This window comes from Miniphocaeibacter halophilus, assembly GCF_016458825.1.
GTDB classification, from domain to species: domain Bacteria; phylum Bacillota; class Clostridia; order Tissierellales; family Peptoniphilaceae; genus Miniphocaeibacter; species Miniphocaeibacter halophilus.
Genome location: NZ_CP066744.1, coordinates 292,337 through 311,710, shown reverse-complemented (window position 1 = coordinate 311,710; position 19,374 = coordinate 292,337). Strand labels below are relative to the sequence as shown.

The 19,374-nt window shown below is 28.8% G+C and carries 14 protein-coding genes; 12 read left to right on the top strand and 2 right to left on the bottom strand.

The window, feature by feature from the left end; translation table 11 throughout:
- Position 1: 1 nt before the first annotated feature.
- The 5 genes from JFY71_RS01450 (at position 2) to JFY71_RS01430 (ending at position 4,474) form a co-directional block, all read left to right on the top strand.
- Positions 2-640: a hypothetical protein gene (locus tag JFY71_RS01450; protein WP_243661278.1), complete on the top strand. Its 639-nt coding sequence runs from the start codon at positions 2-4 to the stop codon at positions 638-640.
- 27 nt (positions 641-667) lie between these two features.
- The gene (gene lepB / locus JFY71_RS01445; RefSeq protein WP_243661277.1) at positions 668-1,201 is read left to right on the top strand and encodes a signal peptidase I; all 534 of its coding nucleotides are present in this window, start codon (positions 668-670) and stop codon (positions 1,199-1,201) included.
- A gap of 25 nt (positions 1,202-1,226) precedes the next feature.
- Entirely contained in the window at positions 1,227-1,877 is a 651-nt protein-coding gene (locus JFY71_RS01440) for a hypothetical protein (protein WP_243661276.1), read from the top strand.
- A 276-nt stretch (positions 1,878-2,153) separates the two neighbouring features.
- Positions 2,154-3,407, top strand: a complete 1,254-nt coding sequence (locus JFY71_RS01435) for a hypothetical protein (protein ID WP_243661275.1) — start codon at positions 2,154-2,156, stop codon at positions 3,405-3,407.
- An 83-nt stretch (positions 3,408-3,490) separates the two neighbouring features.
- Entirely contained in the window at positions 3,491-4,474 is a 984-nt protein-coding gene (locus JFY71_RS01430; protein ID WP_243661274.1) for a GH25 family lysozyme, read from the top strand.
- A 112-nt stretch (positions 4,475-4,586) separates the two neighbouring features.
- Here JFY71_RS01430 and ftsH read toward each other — a convergent pair whose 3' ends face one another.
- Together ftsH and JFY71_RS01420 are read right to left on the bottom strand one after the other, a co-directional pair.
- A complete protein-coding gene (gene ftsH, locus JFY71_RS01425; protein WP_243661273.1) occupies positions 4,587-6,551 on the bottom strand; it encodes an ATP-dependent zinc metalloprotease FtsH in 1,965 nt (654 codons plus the stop codon).
- A gap of 12 nt (positions 6,552-6,563) precedes the next feature.
- The gene (locus JFY71_RS01420) at positions 6,564-7,010 is read right to left on the bottom strand and encodes a MarR family winged helix-turn-helix transcriptional regulator (protein WP_243661272.1); all 447 of its coding nucleotides are present in this window, start codon (positions 7,008-7,010) and stop codon (positions 6,564-6,566) included.
- Between the two features lie 1,139 nt (positions 7,011-8,149).
- On the opposite strand from JFY71_RS01420, the gene JFY71_RS01415 reads away from it, so the two are divergent.
- The 7 genes from JFY71_RS01415 to JFY71_RS01385 all read left to right on the top strand — a co-directional run bounded on the left by JFY71_RS01415 (position 8,150) and on the right by JFY71_RS01385 (position 19,352).
- The gene (locus JFY71_RS01415) at positions 8,150-10,447 is read left to right on the top strand and encodes a cell wall-binding repeat-containing protein (protein ID WP_243661271.1); all 2,298 of its coding nucleotides are present in this window, start codon (positions 8,150-8,152) and stop codon (positions 10,445-10,447) included.
- 103 nt (positions 10,448-10,550) lie between these two features.
- Entirely contained in the window at positions 10,551-12,077 is a 1,527-nt protein-coding gene (locus tag JFY71_RS01410; RefSeq protein WP_243661270.1) for a cell wall-binding repeat-containing protein, read from the top strand.
- A gap of 106 nt (positions 12,078-12,183) precedes the next feature.
- The gene (locus JFY71_RS01405) at positions 12,184-13,734 is read left to right on the top strand and encodes a cell wall-binding repeat-containing protein (protein WP_243661269.1); all 1,551 of its coding nucleotides are present in this window, start codon (positions 12,184-12,186) and stop codon (positions 13,732-13,734) included.
- 227 nt (positions 13,735-13,961) lie between these two features.
- Positions 13,962-15,755 (top strand): cell wall-binding repeat-containing protein, encoded by a 1,794-nt coding sequence (locus JFY71_RS01400; RefSeq protein WP_243661268.1) that lies wholly within the window; start codon positions 13,962-13,964, stop codon positions 15,753-15,755.
- 176 nt (positions 15,756-15,931) lie between these two features.
- Complete coding sequence (locus JFY71_RS01395) at positions 15,932-18,319, top strand: cell wall-binding repeat-containing protein (RefSeq protein ID WP_243661267.1); 2,388 nt, start codon at positions 15,932-15,934, stop codon at positions 18,317-18,319.
- A gap of 228 nt (positions 18,320-18,547) precedes the next feature.
- On the top strand, positions 18,548-19,114 hold the full coding sequence (locus JFY71_RS01390) for a sigma-70 family RNA polymerase sigma factor (RefSeq protein WP_243661266.1): 567 nt from the start codon (positions 18,548-18,550) through the stop codon (positions 19,112-19,114).
- A 34-nt stretch (positions 19,115-19,148) separates the two neighbouring features.
- Entirely contained in the window at positions 19,149-19,352 is a 204-nt protein-coding gene (locus tag JFY71_RS01385) for a DUF1659 domain-containing protein (protein WP_243661265.1), read from the top strand.
- Positions 19,353-19,374 lie beyond the last annotated feature (22 nt).

Below are 19,374 nucleotides of genomic sequence, written 5' to 3'. Positions count from 1 at the left end.
AATGAATAATTCAGCTAGGTTTTTCAAAACTAAAAGAAGGGAATATTTATGGGACTTTTCATCCTTTCTTTTAGTCCTACTTATATTATTTGCTCTTTCTAAAATAAATATTGTAAGGGATTCTATAAGAATAAAAAGCACTTTTTTAGAATGGGATGAAATAATAAAATCCCTAGTAAACATTTTTACAGTAATATATGCCATAGACTTTGCCATTAATATAGACTTACAAATATTAACAGGACAAACAAGAAGAACCATTTTTACAAATAATATTAAGATAATGGTCTTACTTGGAATAGTTTATAGCTTATTTATAACCCTACTGGGTGTTCTTGGAGTTAATATAAAAGTTACGGGAATGTTATTTACTCAAATCGGTAAATCGGAGTTCTACAAATATTTTATAGACTATTTTTTACAATTTTTACTTATATATTCACTAGCAGGTTTTATAAGCTACTCCTTTAAAAAGAACTATATACTTGGTGGAGTAATAGTAGGAGTTTTAGTGGTATATGTCTGGGGGTTTTATAATTTTATACCTGAAACGGAAACTTTAGTAAATAATTTAATATTTTCCTTACCCTTACTATTAATTGGAACACTAGGTAGTAAAGTAATAATAGATAATTATTAAAAATTAAAATCTAACACAGGAGAAAAAATGAAAAAGAGGAAAGTAAGTTTTAAGCAAGTCTTTAAGGAAATAATATCAACAGTTGTTCTAGCTCTTATTATTGCCTTGTTAATTATTAAATTTATTGGTAGTACAACAATAGTCGATGGTATTAGTATGGAGCCAACATTAAAAACAAATGACTTTATATTGGTAAATAGAATTGGATTTCTTTTAGGTGACCTAGAACCTGGTGATATTATCCAATTTCATAGTCCAAATAATAAAAAGAAGGATTTTATTAAAAGAGTTATAGCTGTAGAAGGGGATACAGTAGAAATAAAAAATAATAGAGTTTTTGTTAATGGGAATGAACTTGTAGAAAATTACACTATGACTAAAGGAATAACCGGTTATAAAGATGAAAAACATTGGGAAATAGGAAAAGACGAAGTTTTTGTATTAGGGGACAATAGGGATTACAGTAATGACAGTAGGACTTTTGGCCCAATAAAAAAAGATTCAATAGTTGGAATTGCGTTTTTAAGGATTTATCCATTTAAAGAAATTAAGAAGTTTTAAATAAAATAAACTTCAGAGGTGAAAAATGAACAATTATAAAAAATTATCGAAATATGTTTTAAAAAGTATATTACCACCCTTAGTAATAGGAATTTTAATATTTGTATTTTTAAATATAGTAGATGAAGCAAAAATGAACTATAATAATCTTTCAGATATTTTTAATGATAATTTTGTATTTAAATTATTGGTGTTGTTAAAAGTTGGAGTCATACTTGCAATATTAACAATTGGCATATCTACAATTATAAATATACAAACCCCAATCTTAGTAGGTTATTCAAGAAGGGAAATCTTTAAAACAACAGTATTTCTAATATTAATATTATCGATTATATTTGCAGTTTTAATAACATCCTTAGAATTATTAGTAAGAGATTTCTTTAATTTAGACGTAGCTTTAGGAAGTTTTTTTAAATTTTTTGCAATATATTTTTTACTTGCCAGCACTATTGTGTTTTATGCATCAATATACAAGGTAAATATTGTGGCCGGAGTTTTAATTACAATAGCAACTGTAATTACTTTTACGACTGTTTTTATTATGAACTTTCGTGGTGAAATTATAATATTAAATTATACAAATCTATTAACTACAGTTAAAAATTATAGCTTCTTACTTATTATTTCGACAGTCTTATTACTTGCTTATAAAAAAATATTAAAGAAGATCTAGAAGATATTACCTACCTGTAATATCTTTTTTTATTTATAGGAACTTAGATATAATTACTCCTATAATTATCATAAAAACAAGGGCTAAAAGCATAGCTAACAGGTTCTTTTTATCGTTATTGTCTGACATAAAATATCCTCCTTTACTATATTTTATAAAGTAAAAGCTTAAATTACAAATTATTTTGCTTAATATATTAGAAACAAATAAATCTACTAATATATTAAATAAAATAATGTTTAGAATGTGATAAAATGGTTAAAAGGAGGGTGTGTAATGAAAAAGTTTAGGAATAAAATAATATTAATACTACTATTATCATTTACATTAACATCGTGTAACAAAGAAGAAAACATAACAAGCGGAAAATTAATAATGGAAGAATCCGATTATTCGTATTTACAAGAATATTATAATTTGGATTTAGAAGAAAGAACAACATTAGATGTAAAAGAAATCAATAAGACCTTTGAAACAATATTCGGAGAAGAAGCAATAAAAATTGAAGGAAATTACTCACCGGACAAACTAATAGAAGCGTCAATAAAAAATGCACAATATGATGAATTAGCTCTTACATATAACAAGGACAAAATAAAAGAAAAACTAAAAAACGACTATAAAATTGATGTAAATAGCAGTAAGGAAAATTACCTTGTCTGTGCAATGGATTTAGGTATTGTAAATAACGAAGTAGTTAAAAAAATATACAAAGAAAATAAATTAAGTACAGATAATTTTGCATATATAATAACAAGAGTACTAAATAGTACAGGAGTAGGAAGAAACTACATAGGAAGTATTTACGATACAGACATTGGCGCTAAAATAAATAATACATGGGAATCCTTTTTATTATTTTCTGATGAAAAATTAGAAGAAGTAGGATATAAAGCAGTAAAAAATGGAACAGTTACAGGTTATAATTTAAAGTCATCAGAGAACAATTCTAACTTTATAAAAGACAAAACAATAGTATATGGTCATTCAGACATAAAACATGCCCATCAACTAGTTGGACTGTTAAGAAGTGAAGGAATACAGGCAAGAATTCAATTAGAACCAAAAATTTCAGTCTATAAATACTTACTGGAATGGGGACCGGTTCCGGAAGCTACTCCAACCTATGAAGTGGTGCAGGACGGAGAAGATTATTTTGTCCATGCTGTTGAATATGATTTAGCAATAGAATTTCTTTCAAATGAAGAAATGGAAAAATTTAATAATATAATAGGAAAATATGCAAAGAAAAATGAAGGTAACGAAGAAGGAAAGGGATTGCTATATGAATCTTGGTGGCAACCACTATACTCAACAACAAATGGAAAAATGAATAAAGAAGAATATGTGGAAATAGTCGACAATATAGTAAAAAATGGAATCTATGAAATACATTCCTTTTCTACAGTGGAAAATAAAGAAAAAGTAAAAGCGGAACTTACGGAAAACAACGACTTTGAAATTGAACAAAGAACAATATATTGTAACAAAGCCTTTTACAGTTACCTAATTGGAGAAGATTATCAATAATAAATGGAGTGAATTTTATATTCACTTCTTTTTTATTTAGTAAAAAACAATAACTTCCTAAATATATAAATAGGAGGTAGAAAATGAATAAAATAGGAGTGGACTTGTCTAATTGGAATAATATGTCCGATATTAAAAAAGCAAAGGATAGTGGACTGGATTTTGTAATAATAAAAGCCGGTAGTGGGGTAACACCGCTAGACGGTAAATTTAATGCTATTTATGAAGAATGTAAAAAATACAAGATGCCAGTAGGTGCTTACTGGTATTTGTATTCTAAGACGGTTACAGGAGCGTTAAACGAAGTGAAAAACCTTCTTAACAACATTAAAGGGAAAGAATTTGAATATCCGATTTGGTTGGATTTTGAAGACCCTTCACAAGCAGGTTTAAGTAGAAAAATTAAAACGGAAATTGCCATAGCCTTTATGGACAAATTAGAAGAAGAGGGTTTTTATACAGGACTTTACACAATGGGTTCATGGTTTAGTAAGGAATTTGACTATTCCTATAAATACAAGGGAAGAAGCCTAAAAGAATTTGACAAATGGGTAGCTCATTGGACATACAGTACAAATAAAAAATCACCCTATGTAGATAGTAACACCGGAATTTGGCAATATTCAAACAAGGGAGAATTTGCAGGTATAGGAAAAGCAGGCAATGGCTTAGATATGAATCTAGCATTTAAAGATTATCCCAATATAATTAAGAAAAATAAATTAAACGGCTTTAAAGAAAATAGTTTTAATCAAAAGGAAATTCCCAATATTTATAATATGACAGGAGTTTTTAAAATAGTAAAGCCAATAAAATGGACTAAAGAATTAAAAAAATCTTGGAATATAGTAATGGAATATTTTAACAGCAGTGAAAAAACCCAATATCTAGTTGTAGCTTCCGGCGAATATGATTTTAAAGGCACAAACCCAATAATTATAGTAGATGAAAACCTAAACGGTCATACAAAAAGAAGAGAAATAACAAAGTATTTAGTAAGAAATGAAAAGGAAGCAAATATATTAAAAAGTGGTCAAAAAAATTGGAATAAATTAAAACAAGTATAATATATACTACAAATATATTTGCAAAATATACAGTATATGGTTTAATATAAGTAAAGGGGAAGGTTACATAATAAAAAGGAAAGGCTTATTTTTTTTGCCTTTCCTTTTTTTATTAAACGTCTAAGTTTTCCCAATCATCTAAATTAAAATCATCTTTTGAATCATTATCTTTTATATTTTCATCTAGATTTTCGGTATTATTTTCACTTGTATTTTCACTTACCTTAGTATTTATCTCTTCTTCATCTTTTAAATCCAAGATATTCATAAATTCGTCACCAGTAATGGTTTCTTTTTCTATTAAAAATCTTGAAATTTCATGAAGTTTATCAATATTTTCAGTTAAAATCTTTCTAGCTTTTGCCTGTGCGTCTTTCATGATTTTTTCAATCATATTGTCGATTTCAGCAGCTTTTTCAGGTGATGCACTACTTGTAGTGCTACCATCAAGATACATCGATTGTCGAGTATCTAAAGCTACCATACCGAACTCGTCTGTCATACCATATTGAGTAATCATAGCTCTAGCAAGTCTAGTTGCCATTTCAATATCATTTGCAGCGCCTGTTGTTTTAGTGTTGAAAATTAATTCTTCGGCAGTTCTACCACCTGTATAGGTAACAATTTTTGTGAAGATGTCATCTTTACTCATAAGGAACTTTTCCTCCTCATCAACCTGCATAGTATAACCTAATGCGCCTGATGTTCTCGGAATAATCGTAATTTTTGTAACTGGTGCAGAATGAGTTTGCATTGCTGCAACTAAAGCGTGACCAACTTCGTGATAAGCAATAAGTTCCTTCTCTCTTGGAGAAATAACCATCCCTTTTTTTTGCTGACCTGCAATAACTACTTCAACAGATTCTTGTAGATCTTCTTGTGCAACTAACTTTCTATTAAACTTAACAGCCCTTAAAGCAGCTTCGTTAATAATATTAGCTAATTGAGCACCGGAGGCTCCTGCAGTCATTAAAGCAATAGATTTAAAATCTACATGAGGGTGTATTTTAATTTTCTTAGCATGAACTTTTAAAATAGCTTCCCTTCCAGCTAAATCAGGTAGTTCAACAGGAATTCTTCTGTCAAAACGACCAGGTCTTGTAAGTGCCGGGTCTAAAATTTCAGGCCTATTAGTAGCTCCTAAAATAACAACTCCCGTATTTCCTTCAAAACCATCCATTTCATTTAAAAGCTGGTTTAATGTTTGTTCCCTTTCGTCATTACCACTAAGACCATGGGAATCTCTTTTTTTACCTATAGCATCTATTTCATCTATAAAAACAATACAAGGAGCTTTTTCCTTTGCTTGTTTAAATAAATCTCTAACTTTTGAAGCACCCATACCAACAAATAACTCAACAAATTCAGAACCTGACATTGAGAAAAACGGTACATTGGCTTCACCTGCAACAGCTTGAGCTAGTAGGGTTTTTCCTGTACCAGGAGGTCCAACTAAAAGTACTCCCTTTGGTAAAACAGCTCCTATTTCGCTATATTTCTTTGGATCATGTAGAAAATCTACAATTTCGGACAAGTCCTCTTTAGCTTCATCTTGTCCCGCTACGTCTTTAAAACTCTTTCCCGGTTTTGATTGTACATACACCTTTGCATTTGACTTACCAAAGCTCATTGAGTTACCTCCCATTCGCTTAGTAAGACTCCTCATAAGCAAGGAAAGAAGTGCAAACATTATGACAATAGATAATATATTAGGAAGTAAAGTTTCAGTAAAGAAATTCGAAGTTCTTGCCTTATATCCTACTTCTTTTTCCTTTAAAACAGGTTGTAAATCTGCATCTTGTATATAAGCATTGTATGGAGTCTTATAATTTTTCTCCACACCCTTAGAGTCCTTTGCAGTAAAAGTTAAAGGATCATCTAACTCTACTTCAATAACAGAACCTGCTTGTAGCATTTTCCAAAAATCGCTATATTTTACTTCCGTAACGGTTTGCCCAGTAAAAAGCGGTGTAACAAAAGACATTACTGTAGCCCATAATAAAAGTCCTAGTAAAAGAATTGTAACAGAATTAGGTTTAAATCCTTTTGGAAATTTGGACTTATTATTATCACTCATATATTCTCCTTTCTATTCAAAAGAAGCTAGATTGTCTAAATGTTTATTTAGAATTACAAAACTATAAATAATTTGCTCAAGTTCCTCATCGGTTAAGTCCTCTTTGCAATTTTTATATTTTTTTTCAAGTTCATCCTTAACATTCTTGACGGCTTCAATGCCCTTGTCAGTTAAAGTAACAGTAACAATTCTTTCATCTTCTATACTTCTAGTTCTTTTTAAATAACCTTCTTTTTCTAATTTTTTGCACATATTGGAAATATTACCATCAGCAATACCTAAAGCTTGACCTATTTCTCCAATATTTGCAGTGTTTTTTTTGTTAATTTCTTGCAATACCTTATATTTCATATTAGTTAAATTGTATTCATCGGAAATTGGAAATAAAATTGTATCCATTTTACGAGAAACCTCTCTAACTAACTGTGAAATATTAGTATCAACTAATTTTAGTGACATAATTTCCCCTTCAATAAATAATAATTAAACTTAAAAACGATTATTAGTTCCTCTGCCTATTATAATATATCATATATAAGTAATAAAAATAAGTGTTTATATAAAAAAATTGTATTAATTTGAAAAAACTTTAAAAAAATAAAATTTTAGAAAAATAAACAGCTAAATCTTAGAATAGCAAGGTGTTCAGTAATGTCATACAGTAAAAAAGCATTGGGAATATCCCTTAAAATATATCTTAAATATGATAAAAAATGTAAAAATATTACTGAATAATATCAAATATTCTAGTATATATTCCTTATATATAAAGAAGGAAAAACTTTTGAAATTAACTATTAGTACATTATAGAATAAATTGATAATTAGTGTCAATACATAAATAATATAAAATATAAATTAAAGATGTTTTCATGTTAAAAAAATTAATAATAGGGCATATAATATAATATAAAGGAAAATAAAATAAAATTAATCTAATATCCTTTACAATATAGAAAAATTAAGGTATCATAATGAAGTTGTTAAGTATATGAAAGTATATTTATCTTTACTATAAATAATTTGTTTAATAATAAATAATATCGTATAAATTTTTTATTAAAATTTATTAATAAATGTAAAATATTAATAAAAAAACAAATTATTCCATAATAAGAGAAACTACATTACATAGTGGTGGAACGGCTTAAAACTACACCTTATGGTGTGGACTTGGATTTTATTATAAAATATAAAAGAAATTGTACTTGGTAAAATACTTCATATATATAAAAATAATAGCAATTTATATTAAAAAAATTGCTAAATTATTTGCTTAAACTTGATTTTAGCGAATAATAATAATATAATGTAATAAGTAATTCAAAATAGAATTACTATTATATAGTTGCTAGAAAGCAACAGCCGAACCTTGACAATCCTTGAAAACGAAATAAATTTTATTAAACTACGTAGTACATCGATCGATAGATGCTACGGTAGACATTAAATTAGTTTATCTTGGCCCATTGTATCGATGGGTGCACAATATAAATTTATTTTGTTACTAAATTATTTAGTATAGAGGGTTCTTACTTTATTTGTCAAAGATTGACAAGGAAAGGCGAGAAAAAATATAGGAGGAGTGATTAATAATCATGAGAAAGAACAAAAAAGTTTTATCGTTACTTTTAGCTCTTGTAATGGTGTTTGCTACAGCAGTTCCTGCTTTTGCAACAGGTAAACTTTATGACAAAGTTGAAGTTCATACTTTGTTAGATGGTAAGCTTGCTGAGCTAAAAAACAAGATAAAAATAACTGAAGATGGTATAGATATAACATCTAATTTTAACCCTTTGGATAATACTGATGCAAACAAAGGTAAATACCATCTAGGAGAAAATTTAAAGGCAGATACTACTTATGTATTTGAAGTAAAAGCTGGAGAAAAAGTTGTAGATGGAACACCAACAAAGTACGAGTTCAAAACTGATGCAGCAGGAAAAGTAGATATGTCATCAATAAAAATAACTTATACTATGGTTGATGGAATGGATAAACCTGTATTTGAAGACAATATAATACATTTTAACTTTGTAGATTCATCAGTAGTCAACTTAAAAGGTGGAGATTACTTAATACAACTAGTAAATAAGGATAAAAAACCTTTAGCAAACAAATATGTACAAGTTTATAATGTAAAGGCTCAAGATGGAAAATATCTTTTAGATAAAGAAACTGAATCTTACATTGTAGATTGGTCAGATCAAGTTTTAGATCCAGATTGGTTATACTATTTCTTCAAATTACAATATAAAACTGATAGTAATGGACAAATTAATTTAGTTTCTGATGAAACTATAGCTGAAAATGGTGGAAAAGCTCCTAAAACATCATATCCATCATTAGGCCTATTGCGAGACAGAGTTACAGAAAAAATAACTCCTAATGTAACAGGCTATGGTAAAGATGTTAAGCAAAGAGTTGTAGCTATTGTATATGACCCAACACCTGTTAAAATAGCTGGAAAAGGTGGACCAAATAGTGGTGATGAAATATATGTATTTACAGATTTAAATAAAGATAATTACGCTTTATTATCAGAAGATAAATACACTACAACTTTAGAAGTTACTGTAACAGGTGTTAAAGATGCAAAAGAAGAACCAGTAGAAGGAGCTTTAGTAAAAGTATATCCTAATACTACAGAACTTTGGGGACCTGAATCTTATGATGAAAAACCTATAGCTGAAGGTAGAACTGGTGCTCATGGTGTTATTCAATTTAAAGACTTAGATTTAGAAAACATTATGAGATACCTATCAGGAGCAGGTTTAGGTGGTAGACCAATTTATACAGAAATAAAACTACCTTTCAAAGTTGTTGTAGAAGAAGCTGAAGGCTGGACTGTTCCAAGAACAGTTGAAATTCCTTTTAGAGACATTAACTTTAGAGGAACAACAGCTGCAAAAGTTACATTATTACCAGGAACAGCTTTTGGTAATAGAATATCTGGTACAGACAGATTAGAAACTTCAGTAGAAGTTGCTAAAAAAGCTTATCCAGAAGGAGCAGATAATAAAAAAGTTGTTATAGCTTCAGGTTATAACTTTGCTGACTCATTAGTTGCTAATGGTATTGTTGGTATAGAAGATGCTCCATTATTATTATCAAACACTAATGCTTTAACAAAATCTGCAATGGATTATATGGCAGAAGTTGGAGCTAAAGAAGCTATAATAGTTGGTGGACCAAATACTTTAAGTTCAAAAGTAATAGACCAATTAGAAGCTGCTAAAATAACTTATACAAGAGTTTATGGTAATGACAGATTTGCTACATCAGCAAAAGTACTTGATTATGTTGTAAGAAACGAAGGAAGTACAGGCGCTGACCCAACAGATCGTATTCATGAACAATATAATGGTACAGTAATGTTAGCTAATGGATACAATTTCCCAGATGCTTTAGTTGCATCAGTTCCATCAGCAATATATACTCAACCAATATTATTAACAGAAACTAATACAGTTCCATCTCCAGTAAAAGCTGCTTTAGCTGATACTTATTACCAAATTAACAAGGTTATGGTAGTTGGTGGACCTAACTCAGTTTCATCAGAAGCTTTAGGACAAATTAATATTTCTAATATCGACAGATTATCTGGAAATAATAGACAATTAACTTCAATGGCAGTTGCTGAAGAATACTTTACACATGGCGGACAAGCTATAGTTGTTAATGGTAAAGATTATCCAGACGCATTATCTGCAGGTCAATTAGGATTTGTTGAAAATGCTCCAGTATTATTAACAGAAAGTCCAGCTGTATTAGGTGATGCTTTAGTTAAATATCTAAATGATAATAGAATGACTGAAATTCACATCGTTGGTGGTGTTAATTCAGTTACAGATGCTATTGCACAACAAATTGCTGACTTATTAGTTAGTAAATAAGATAAACTAAAAAAACTACTCGAAAGAGTAGTTTTTTTTGTATATATTTTCTTACTGTTATTATTAAAAATTATAGGATATAATAATGCTAGGAGGTGTTTAAATGATTAAAAAGAAAGGAATATCGTTTTTTCTTGTTTTTACATTGGTATTTGCATTTTTTGTAACTAATAATGTAGAGGCTAAGGAAAAATTTATTGAAACAGCATTTGTTACTAAAGTAGACGGTAAAGCCCCAACAGAAGAACTGGAATTAGAAGTTAATTCTTTAGAATTAAAAGATGAAAAGGGAATTAATATACTGTATTTAGAAAATGGTAAGGATTACGAAATAAAATATAATGAAGATAACTACACTTTAAAATCCATTACCATTGATGGCAAGGTAGTTTCCACTAGTAATATTTTAAAATTAAACACAGACAAGGAAACGGAATTTGTTTACTTAGACTTTATTGAAAATATTAAGTATTCGAAGTTTAAAGCTACTTTAGAAGATAATAATTTTAATATAAAATTAAAATTAGACGGTGAAGACTACAAATTAGGTGAAAGAATTGACTTAAAAAAAGGTGAACATATTTTAGAATTTACTAATGTACCTGAAGGCTTTTATATCTATAAAGTAGAAGATGGTCTTAATTCAATAGTAAAAAATGGAAAATACAAATTTACCTTAGATTCAGATTTGAATTTAGAATTTAAACTAGTAAGGGAAAAGGAAGTTGGCTTAAAAAGATTTGCCGGAAAAGACCGTTACGAAACATCAGCTAAAATTGCAGAAAATATATTTAAAAATCCGGAAAATATTGTTTTAGTCAATGGAGTTAAGGAAGCCGATGCCTTGTCTGCAGGTCCACTTGCTAATGAATTAAAGGCTCCAATTCTTTTAACAAATGGCAAAACTATTTCTAGGCCAGTGGCAGACTATATTGAATCTACAAAAGCTTCTAAGGTTTATATTGTAGGTGGAAAAGAATCTGTAGCAAATTCTTTAAAAGAAGAACTTAGTGATGACTACAAATTAGAAGTAGAAAGAATAGCTGGAGAAAATCGTTATGAAACATCAGCGAAAGTAGCAGAAGTTTTAATTGAAGACCATAAGTACAAAAATGAAATTATATTGGCAAATGGAGTTAATGCAGCTGATGCAATTTCAGCAAGTCCTTTAGCTATACAAGAAAAATATCCTATAATTTTAACAAATGGTAATATTATAGAAGTTAATGTAGTAAACAAATTAAATGATTTTAATATTAAAGACGCTATAATTGTTGGTGGAAAAAACTCTGTTTCTAATAATATATTAAATAATACCAATATTGTTTTAGAAGAAAGAATTGCTGGAGAAAATCGTTATGAAACTTCAATAGAAGTTGCAAGGGAATTAAATAATATTAACAATCTTGTTCTAGCAAGTGGAGTTAATTATATTGACGCTCTAACAGCAAGTTCAGTGGCAGGTAATAAAAATGCTCCAATTATTTTAGTAGATGGTAAAGAAATTAACAAGGAAACAGAAAAATATATTAAAAATATAAAAAATAATATCTTTGAGGTTTATGTAGTTGGGGGAACAGACTCTATTAATAGCGACTTAGCAAAAGAAATATTAAATTTAACAAAATAATTTTTAAATAGGTATTGTACAATACCTATTTTTTTGTTTATTTTTCACAACTTTTTTTAAATTTATTTTATGGTATCATATATTATAAAGGAATAAGGAGGAATTTATGTTAAAATCAAAAAAAACAATAAGTATTTTATTAGCTTTAGTTTTAGTATTATCAGTTTATGCAGGTACAAAATCTCTAGCAGAAAATAATAAGGAGCCAGGATCTGGTGCAGATGGAGCAGCTACTGCACCAACTACGGAAACATCTGATGAAGCAACTACTGCACCAACTACTGCACCAACTACGGAAACATCTGATGAAGCAACTACTGCACCAACTACTGCACCAACTACGGAAACATCTGATACAACTAATGCAACAGATAATAAAGAAATAGAAACTGTTGTTGTTATTGAAAAGATAAAAATAGGTAGTAAAGAAATAAAAGGTAGAGATGTAACTGATTGGTCTGAATATGGATTTAAATTTATAAATGAAGTATCAGAGAATGATAATAAGTTGGTTACTAGTACTAATACTACAGTAAAGGGAACTACTTCTACAGAAGAAAAAGATATTATAAATTATGTTTACACAGTATCCTCAAGTAAGCATAAAATAGAAAAAATAGATTTTAATCCTAGTAGAAATAAAGGAAATGATGCTTATTCTTTCAAAGCAACAGTAAATAGAGTTTATTTGACTATTACTTTAAAATCAGATGAAGAAATTGATAAAGTAACAAGACTTGAAGGTACTGATCGTTATGAAACAGCAGTTGAAATAGCTAAAGAAGCTTATCCAACAGCGAAAAATGTAATAATAGCAAATGGAGAAGTTTCAGCAGATGCATTAGCAGCAGGACCTTTAGCAAATGAATTGGAAGCTCCAATACTTTTAGTTAGAAATAACTCTGCAATTCAAGGTGTTAAAAACTATATTAGAGATAATGGTGTAGAAAAAATATATGTAGTAGGTGGACCAAATTCAGTTTCTAAAGATTTATTAGCAGAGCTATTAGCTATAGATACAAAAATTAAATCTGAAAGAATTAATGGTAAAGACCGTTACGAAACTTCTATTAAGGTAGCTACTACATTAAAAGATAAAGGTTATACTAATGGAGTAATTATAGCAAATGGTACAGATGCAAAAGATGCCGATGCCTTAGCAGCATCAACTTATGCAACAGAAAACAAAATGCCAATAGTATTAACTAATGGAAGTGTATTAACTACAGAAGTTAAAGCTGGTTTAAAAACTATAGGGGCAACAAATGCTACTATAATTGGTGGACCACAAACAGTTGCTGAAAATATAATTAATGGAACAGCTCTTACTTATACAAGTGAAGGAAGAATCTCTGGTGCAAATAGATTTGAAACATCAATAGCAATAGCTGAAAAATTAACTCAAGCAAATGTTAAAACAGTTGTAGTTGCAAATGGTTACAAATCACCTGATGCTTTAACAGCTGGACCATTAGCATTTACAAAAAATGCAGCTATTATTTTATCAACAGAAACTGACTTTACATCTAGCCAAAATACTTATATAGGCACAATTAAAAATATTGAAACAGCTTATATAGCAGGTGGAGTAAACTCAGTAAAACCGGCAGTAAAAACTGCATTAGAAACATTAGTTGAAAATAGTAGAGACAAATAAATTCAATTTTTGAATAAATGGTAATAGTAATTGCTATGTTTATGAATTAAAAAGCAGGTTATTATATCTTTTTTATTAAGAGATAGCATAATCTGTTTTTTTATACTTATTTTATATATTAGAAAAATATTTATATATAATCTTTAAAGTATAATATTTTAATTTAAAAAGTAAAAAAAATGTACGTTTTATGGTATCATATATTTTAAAGGTATAAGGAGGGAATTATGTTAAGAACAAAAAGAATAACAAGTTTTTTATTAGCTTTTGTTATGGTTTTTTCAATATTTGTAGGAACTACATCAAAAGCTCAGAATGATAATAATGATTCTGTTACGGTGCAAGATCAAGACGCTCAAAAAGGACAAGAAACAACACCGGTTTTAGAAGATGCAGAAAATACAGGTGACTCAGATGACGATACGAATGTTCCAGCAGAACCTAAACCTGAAGAAGTTAAGTTTAAAGCTGAAATAAACTCTTTAAAAGTGGATGATGAAGAAAAAGAAAATTTAACGGAAAGTCAAATTGAAGTATATGGTTTACAACTAAAAAAAATTAACTCTGAAGATACTGTAGATTTTAATACAGAGGAAACTATGGAAAAAGTAAAGAAATATAAAGTTGTTGTAGACGATGGGTATAATATAAAATCAATAACTATTAAAAATGGTGAAGAAAGTGTAAAACTTGAAAGTGATCTTTCATTTACTACACCAGAAACTGGAAATAAATTAGTTTTTGATATTGTTTTAGAGTCAGTAGGTACTGTAACTACTACTGTAACTTCTTTGAAAGTTGATGATAAAGAACCGATAACAACAGCAACAGAACTTACAGCAGCAAAACTAAAAGAATACGGTTTAAAATTAAAAAGAAATGAAACTGAATTAGATTTTCCTTCAGATACTAACAAATTAGTTAATGAATTGGAATATGAAGTAATATCAAGTAAATATGATATTGAAGAGGTTAAATTTGGAACTGGAGATAATAGAGAAACAGCAACAGATAATAAATTTACAGTACCAAACGATGCGACCGCATTAAATTTTGATATCACTTTAAAAACAAAAGTGGTAGCTGATAAAGTAACAAGACTTGAAGGTACTGATCGTTATGAAACAGCAGTAGAAATAGCTAAGGAAGCTTATCCAACAGCGAAAAATGTAATAATAGCAAATGGAGAAGTTTCAGCAGATGCATTAGCAGCAGGACCTTTAGCTAATGAATTAGAAGCTCCAATACTTTTAGTTAGGGACAACTCTGCAATTCAAGGTGTTAAAAACTATATTAGAGATAATGGTGTAGAAAAAATATATGTAGTAGGTGGAAGAAATTCCGTTTCTGAAAATCTAGTTAGAGAATTACAAGCAGTAAAAGAAGGCGTAACAACTAGCAGAATTGATGGTAAAGACCGTTACGAAACTTCCATTAAGGTAGCTACTACATTAAAAGATAAAGGTTATACTAATGGAGTAATTATAGCAAATGGTACAGATGCAAAAGATGCCGATGCCTTAGCAGCATCAACTTATGCAACAGAAAAGAAAATGCCAATAGTATTAACTAATGGAAGTGTACTAACTACAGAAGTTAAAGCTGGGTTAAAAACTATAGGGGCAACAAAGGCTACTATAATTGGTGGACCACAAACAGTTGCTGAAAATATAATTAATGGAACAGCTCTTACTTATACAAGTGAAGGAAGAATCTCCGGTGTAAATAGATTTGAAACATCAGTAGCAATAGCTGAAAAATTAACTCAAGCAAATGTTAAAACAGTAGTAGTTGCAAATGGTTACAAATCACCTGATGCCTTAACAGCTGGACCATTAGCATTTACAAAAAATGCAGCTATTATTTTATCAACAGAAACTGACTTTACATCTAGCCAAAACACTTATATAGGCACAATTAAAAATATTGAAACAGCTTATATAGCAGGTGGAGTAAACTCAGTAAAACCGGCAGTAAAAACTGCATTAGAAACATTAGTTGAAAATAGTAGAGATAAATAATATAACTTAAAAAACTCCTTGTAGTGAAAACTACAGGAGTTTTTTTATATAATCGTAAGGATATTGTAATTATTTTTTTAACAAATTGTAATATAATAATATTGTAGGTATTTTTTTAGTTATGTAATTTTATATAAGTTGTAATTTGTGTTATCATCAAATATAGGAGGGATATAATGAACAAGAGTAAAAGAATTTTTGGAATTTTAATGTCATTTGTAATGGTATTTTCTATTTTTGCTGGAAATTTGTCTTATGCAGATACAAGTTTAAGCAGTAATACAGTAAAATATGAACATAATGTTAAAATTGATGGTGTAAAAGGGGGCGGCAGTGGAACTGCTTATTTAGATTTAGGACTTAAATTAAAAAAATCCGGAAATAGTACTGCTACAGATATAGATGATGTAGAAGAACTAGAAAAAAAGGCTGAATACACTGTAGAATATAATACCGAAAAATATGTTTTAAATTCAATAGACATAAATAATAAAAATGTTAAATCAACTTCATTTAAAGTTCCGGATACTAATGAAGAAATATTTATTATGTTTAATTTTAGAAACAAATCAACTTCACTTGTAGAAATTAAAGTATATGCTGATAATGAACAAATAGCACCAAGTAATGCAGATTTAGAAATAAATGGTAAAAAATTTGCTTTTGGTGATGAACAGATATACTTAACAAAAAGCAAAGATTACCCTATAAGTTATAATACAGTGGATTTTAAATTTGATAGTATGAAAATTGACGGTGTTAAAACTACAAGTTCTACTATTAATACAAGTAAAGATAATATTTCTGTAGAAATATATTTGACTAGAGTTACAGATAATAGAAAAATAACAGTAGATTTTAAAGCACCTACTGAAATTAAAAATAAAATAAAAATCAGTTCAACTATTGAAAATTTTGTTTTAAATAAAGAAATTAAGATAAAAGAAGGAGACTATACTGTTACTTTTACAAATATTCCTGAAGATTATGAAGTAATTGTAAGAGATAATGGTGGAATTGTTATTGAAAAAGACAAATCCAATAGTACAAAAACAAAATCTGTTTATAAAATTGCTTTAACAAAGACAGCGAAAGTTGAATTTGGATTAAAAAGTGAAAATTATAAAGTTTTAATAGATGCACCTAGAATTTCCAGTAATAATAGAGGTGTGGAAGAATTTAACGTTTATACAACACCTAGTACGGAAGTTAATATTAAATTAATGGATACAGTAGATAATAGGGAATTAGCAGCTAAAACAGTAAAGACAGATTTAAATGGTAAGGCTACAGTTAAATTAGAAAATACTGGAATATTAACAAGTGGTGGTGTTATTGTTAAGGCTACTGCAGAAAGTAATAATTTAGTTGCAGAGAATTCTGTGAAAATTACTTCTGAAACAACAAAATTAGAAGTTAAGGCTGATGAAATAAATATAGGTGATAAGAAAATTACAGGTACTTCAACAGGTGCTTCTGTAAAGGCTTATATTTATAATACAAGCACTAAGAAATTTACTGAATTAAGTGAAGCTAAAGTATCAAATGGTAAATTTGAAATAGAACATAAAACAGGTTTTGTTAATGATGACCAAATTTATATTAAGGCTTTAAACTCTGAGGATGAAGGCGTATATACTGTAATAAAAACAGCTTCTTCTGTTGAAAGACTATATGGTTCTACTAGATTTATTACAGCAGTAAAAATAGCAAAGGAATCCTATCCAACAACAGATGCAGTTGTTATTGCTAATGGATATGTTTCAGCAGATGCACTGGCAGCAGGACCTTTAGCTAATGAGTTAAATGCTCCAATACTATTAGTAGAAAAAGATTTTGTTGCACAAGATGTTGTTAGCTATATTGAAGAATCCGGTGCTACAAAAATATATATAGCTGGTGGACCAAATTCAGTATCAGATAAGGTTATTACAAATATAAAACCTTCTGCATCAACAAAAACTGAAAGAATTTATGGCACTGACAGGTATGAAACATCTTTAAAAATAGCAGAAAAATTAGTTGAAAACCACAACTATAATAAATCAGTTATTTTTGCTAATGGTTTAGATGATAAGGATGCCGATGCTTTAGCAGCATCAACTTATGCTACTCAATCAAAGCAAGCTATTATTTTAAGTAGAAATAATGCTACAACAGATAAGGTAAAAGCCGGTTTAAAAGATTTAAATATTACTAGTGCAGAAATAGTTGGTGGACCAAAGACCCTATCAGACAAAGCAGTTACTGATGCCGGTTTAACTCTTGGTACTAGAACATATGGCGATAATCGTTATGAAACCTCAGTTGCTATTGCGGAAAAACTGGAAAATGTTAATTCAATTATTATTGCAAATGGCTACAAGTCAGCAGATGCTTTAACAGCAGCTTCCTTGGCTAAAACAAAAAATGCAGCAATATTATTGTCAGCTGAAAATAGTATTACAAATTCACAAACTGAATTTATTAAGAGCAAAAAACCAATTGGCACTCTTTATATAGCTGGTGGACCTAAGTCTGTATTTGATACATTAGAGAAAACTTTAGAGGATTTAATTAAATAATTTTTAAAATACCGCTTCTTATGAAGTGGTATTTTTTTATCCAAAAACAAGGAATAGTTGAATTTTTATAAGAATAAGGGGTTATTCTTAATGAAAACAGGAAGAATAGGTATTCATTCTTAATTTTAAGGGAAGAATGGGTGCTTATTCTTATTTTTTCTTTTAGTGAACAAGACTATACAATTAATTTACCTAGGAATTTACTGCAGCTGCAAGAAAGGCGTAGTATTGGTAAATTTAGTTGAGAAAATTATTAAAGAAAAGGACATTTCAAAGGCCCATATTGTTGTTGAAAGTTACAAACCCTTGTTAATTTCTGCTATTAAAAAGTTCTATAATAAGCATAATTTATTTGAAGAGCTATTACAGGAAGGGGTTTTAGAAATTTGTGAAGCTATTTTAGATTTTGATGAAAGTAAGAATATTCCATTTTCCGGATATTTAAAGTCCAGAATATATTATTTTTATTTAGGGAAAAACAATATAAAAGATGACTATATTTCCTTAGATAAGGAAATAGAAGGGGAAGAAAATATTTCTTTAATAGATTTAATTACAGACAGCACAAATATTGAGGAAGATTATAGTATTAAGGAAAGAAATCAAATCTTATATTATGGCTTAAATAAGCTTACTGAAAATCAAAAAAACATTATTGTAGATTTTTATTTTAAGGATATGAGTTTAAAGGAAATTGCTAGTAAATATGGTAAATCCTATAGGACTATTGTAAATACAAAAACCAATGGTTTAAAGAGTTTAAAGAAAACTTTAATTAATAATGGTAATTTTTAAGGATTAAAGCAATATATAAATAGGAGGTGAGAAAATGAAGACTGTAGAAAAAGTTAAATTAAAGGTCTCCTTTACTATTAATGATGGAGAGAAAAATGTAAACAAGTCAAAAACGTATTCTTCAATAAACAGTTCAGCAAGTGATGAGAATCTAAAAAAAGCTGGAGATGCAGTTCTAACTTTAATTGAAGGAAACAATAAGAATGTTTACAGAATTGAAGAAGCTATTTTAGATTAGCTTTGATTAAATTTTTGAAAGG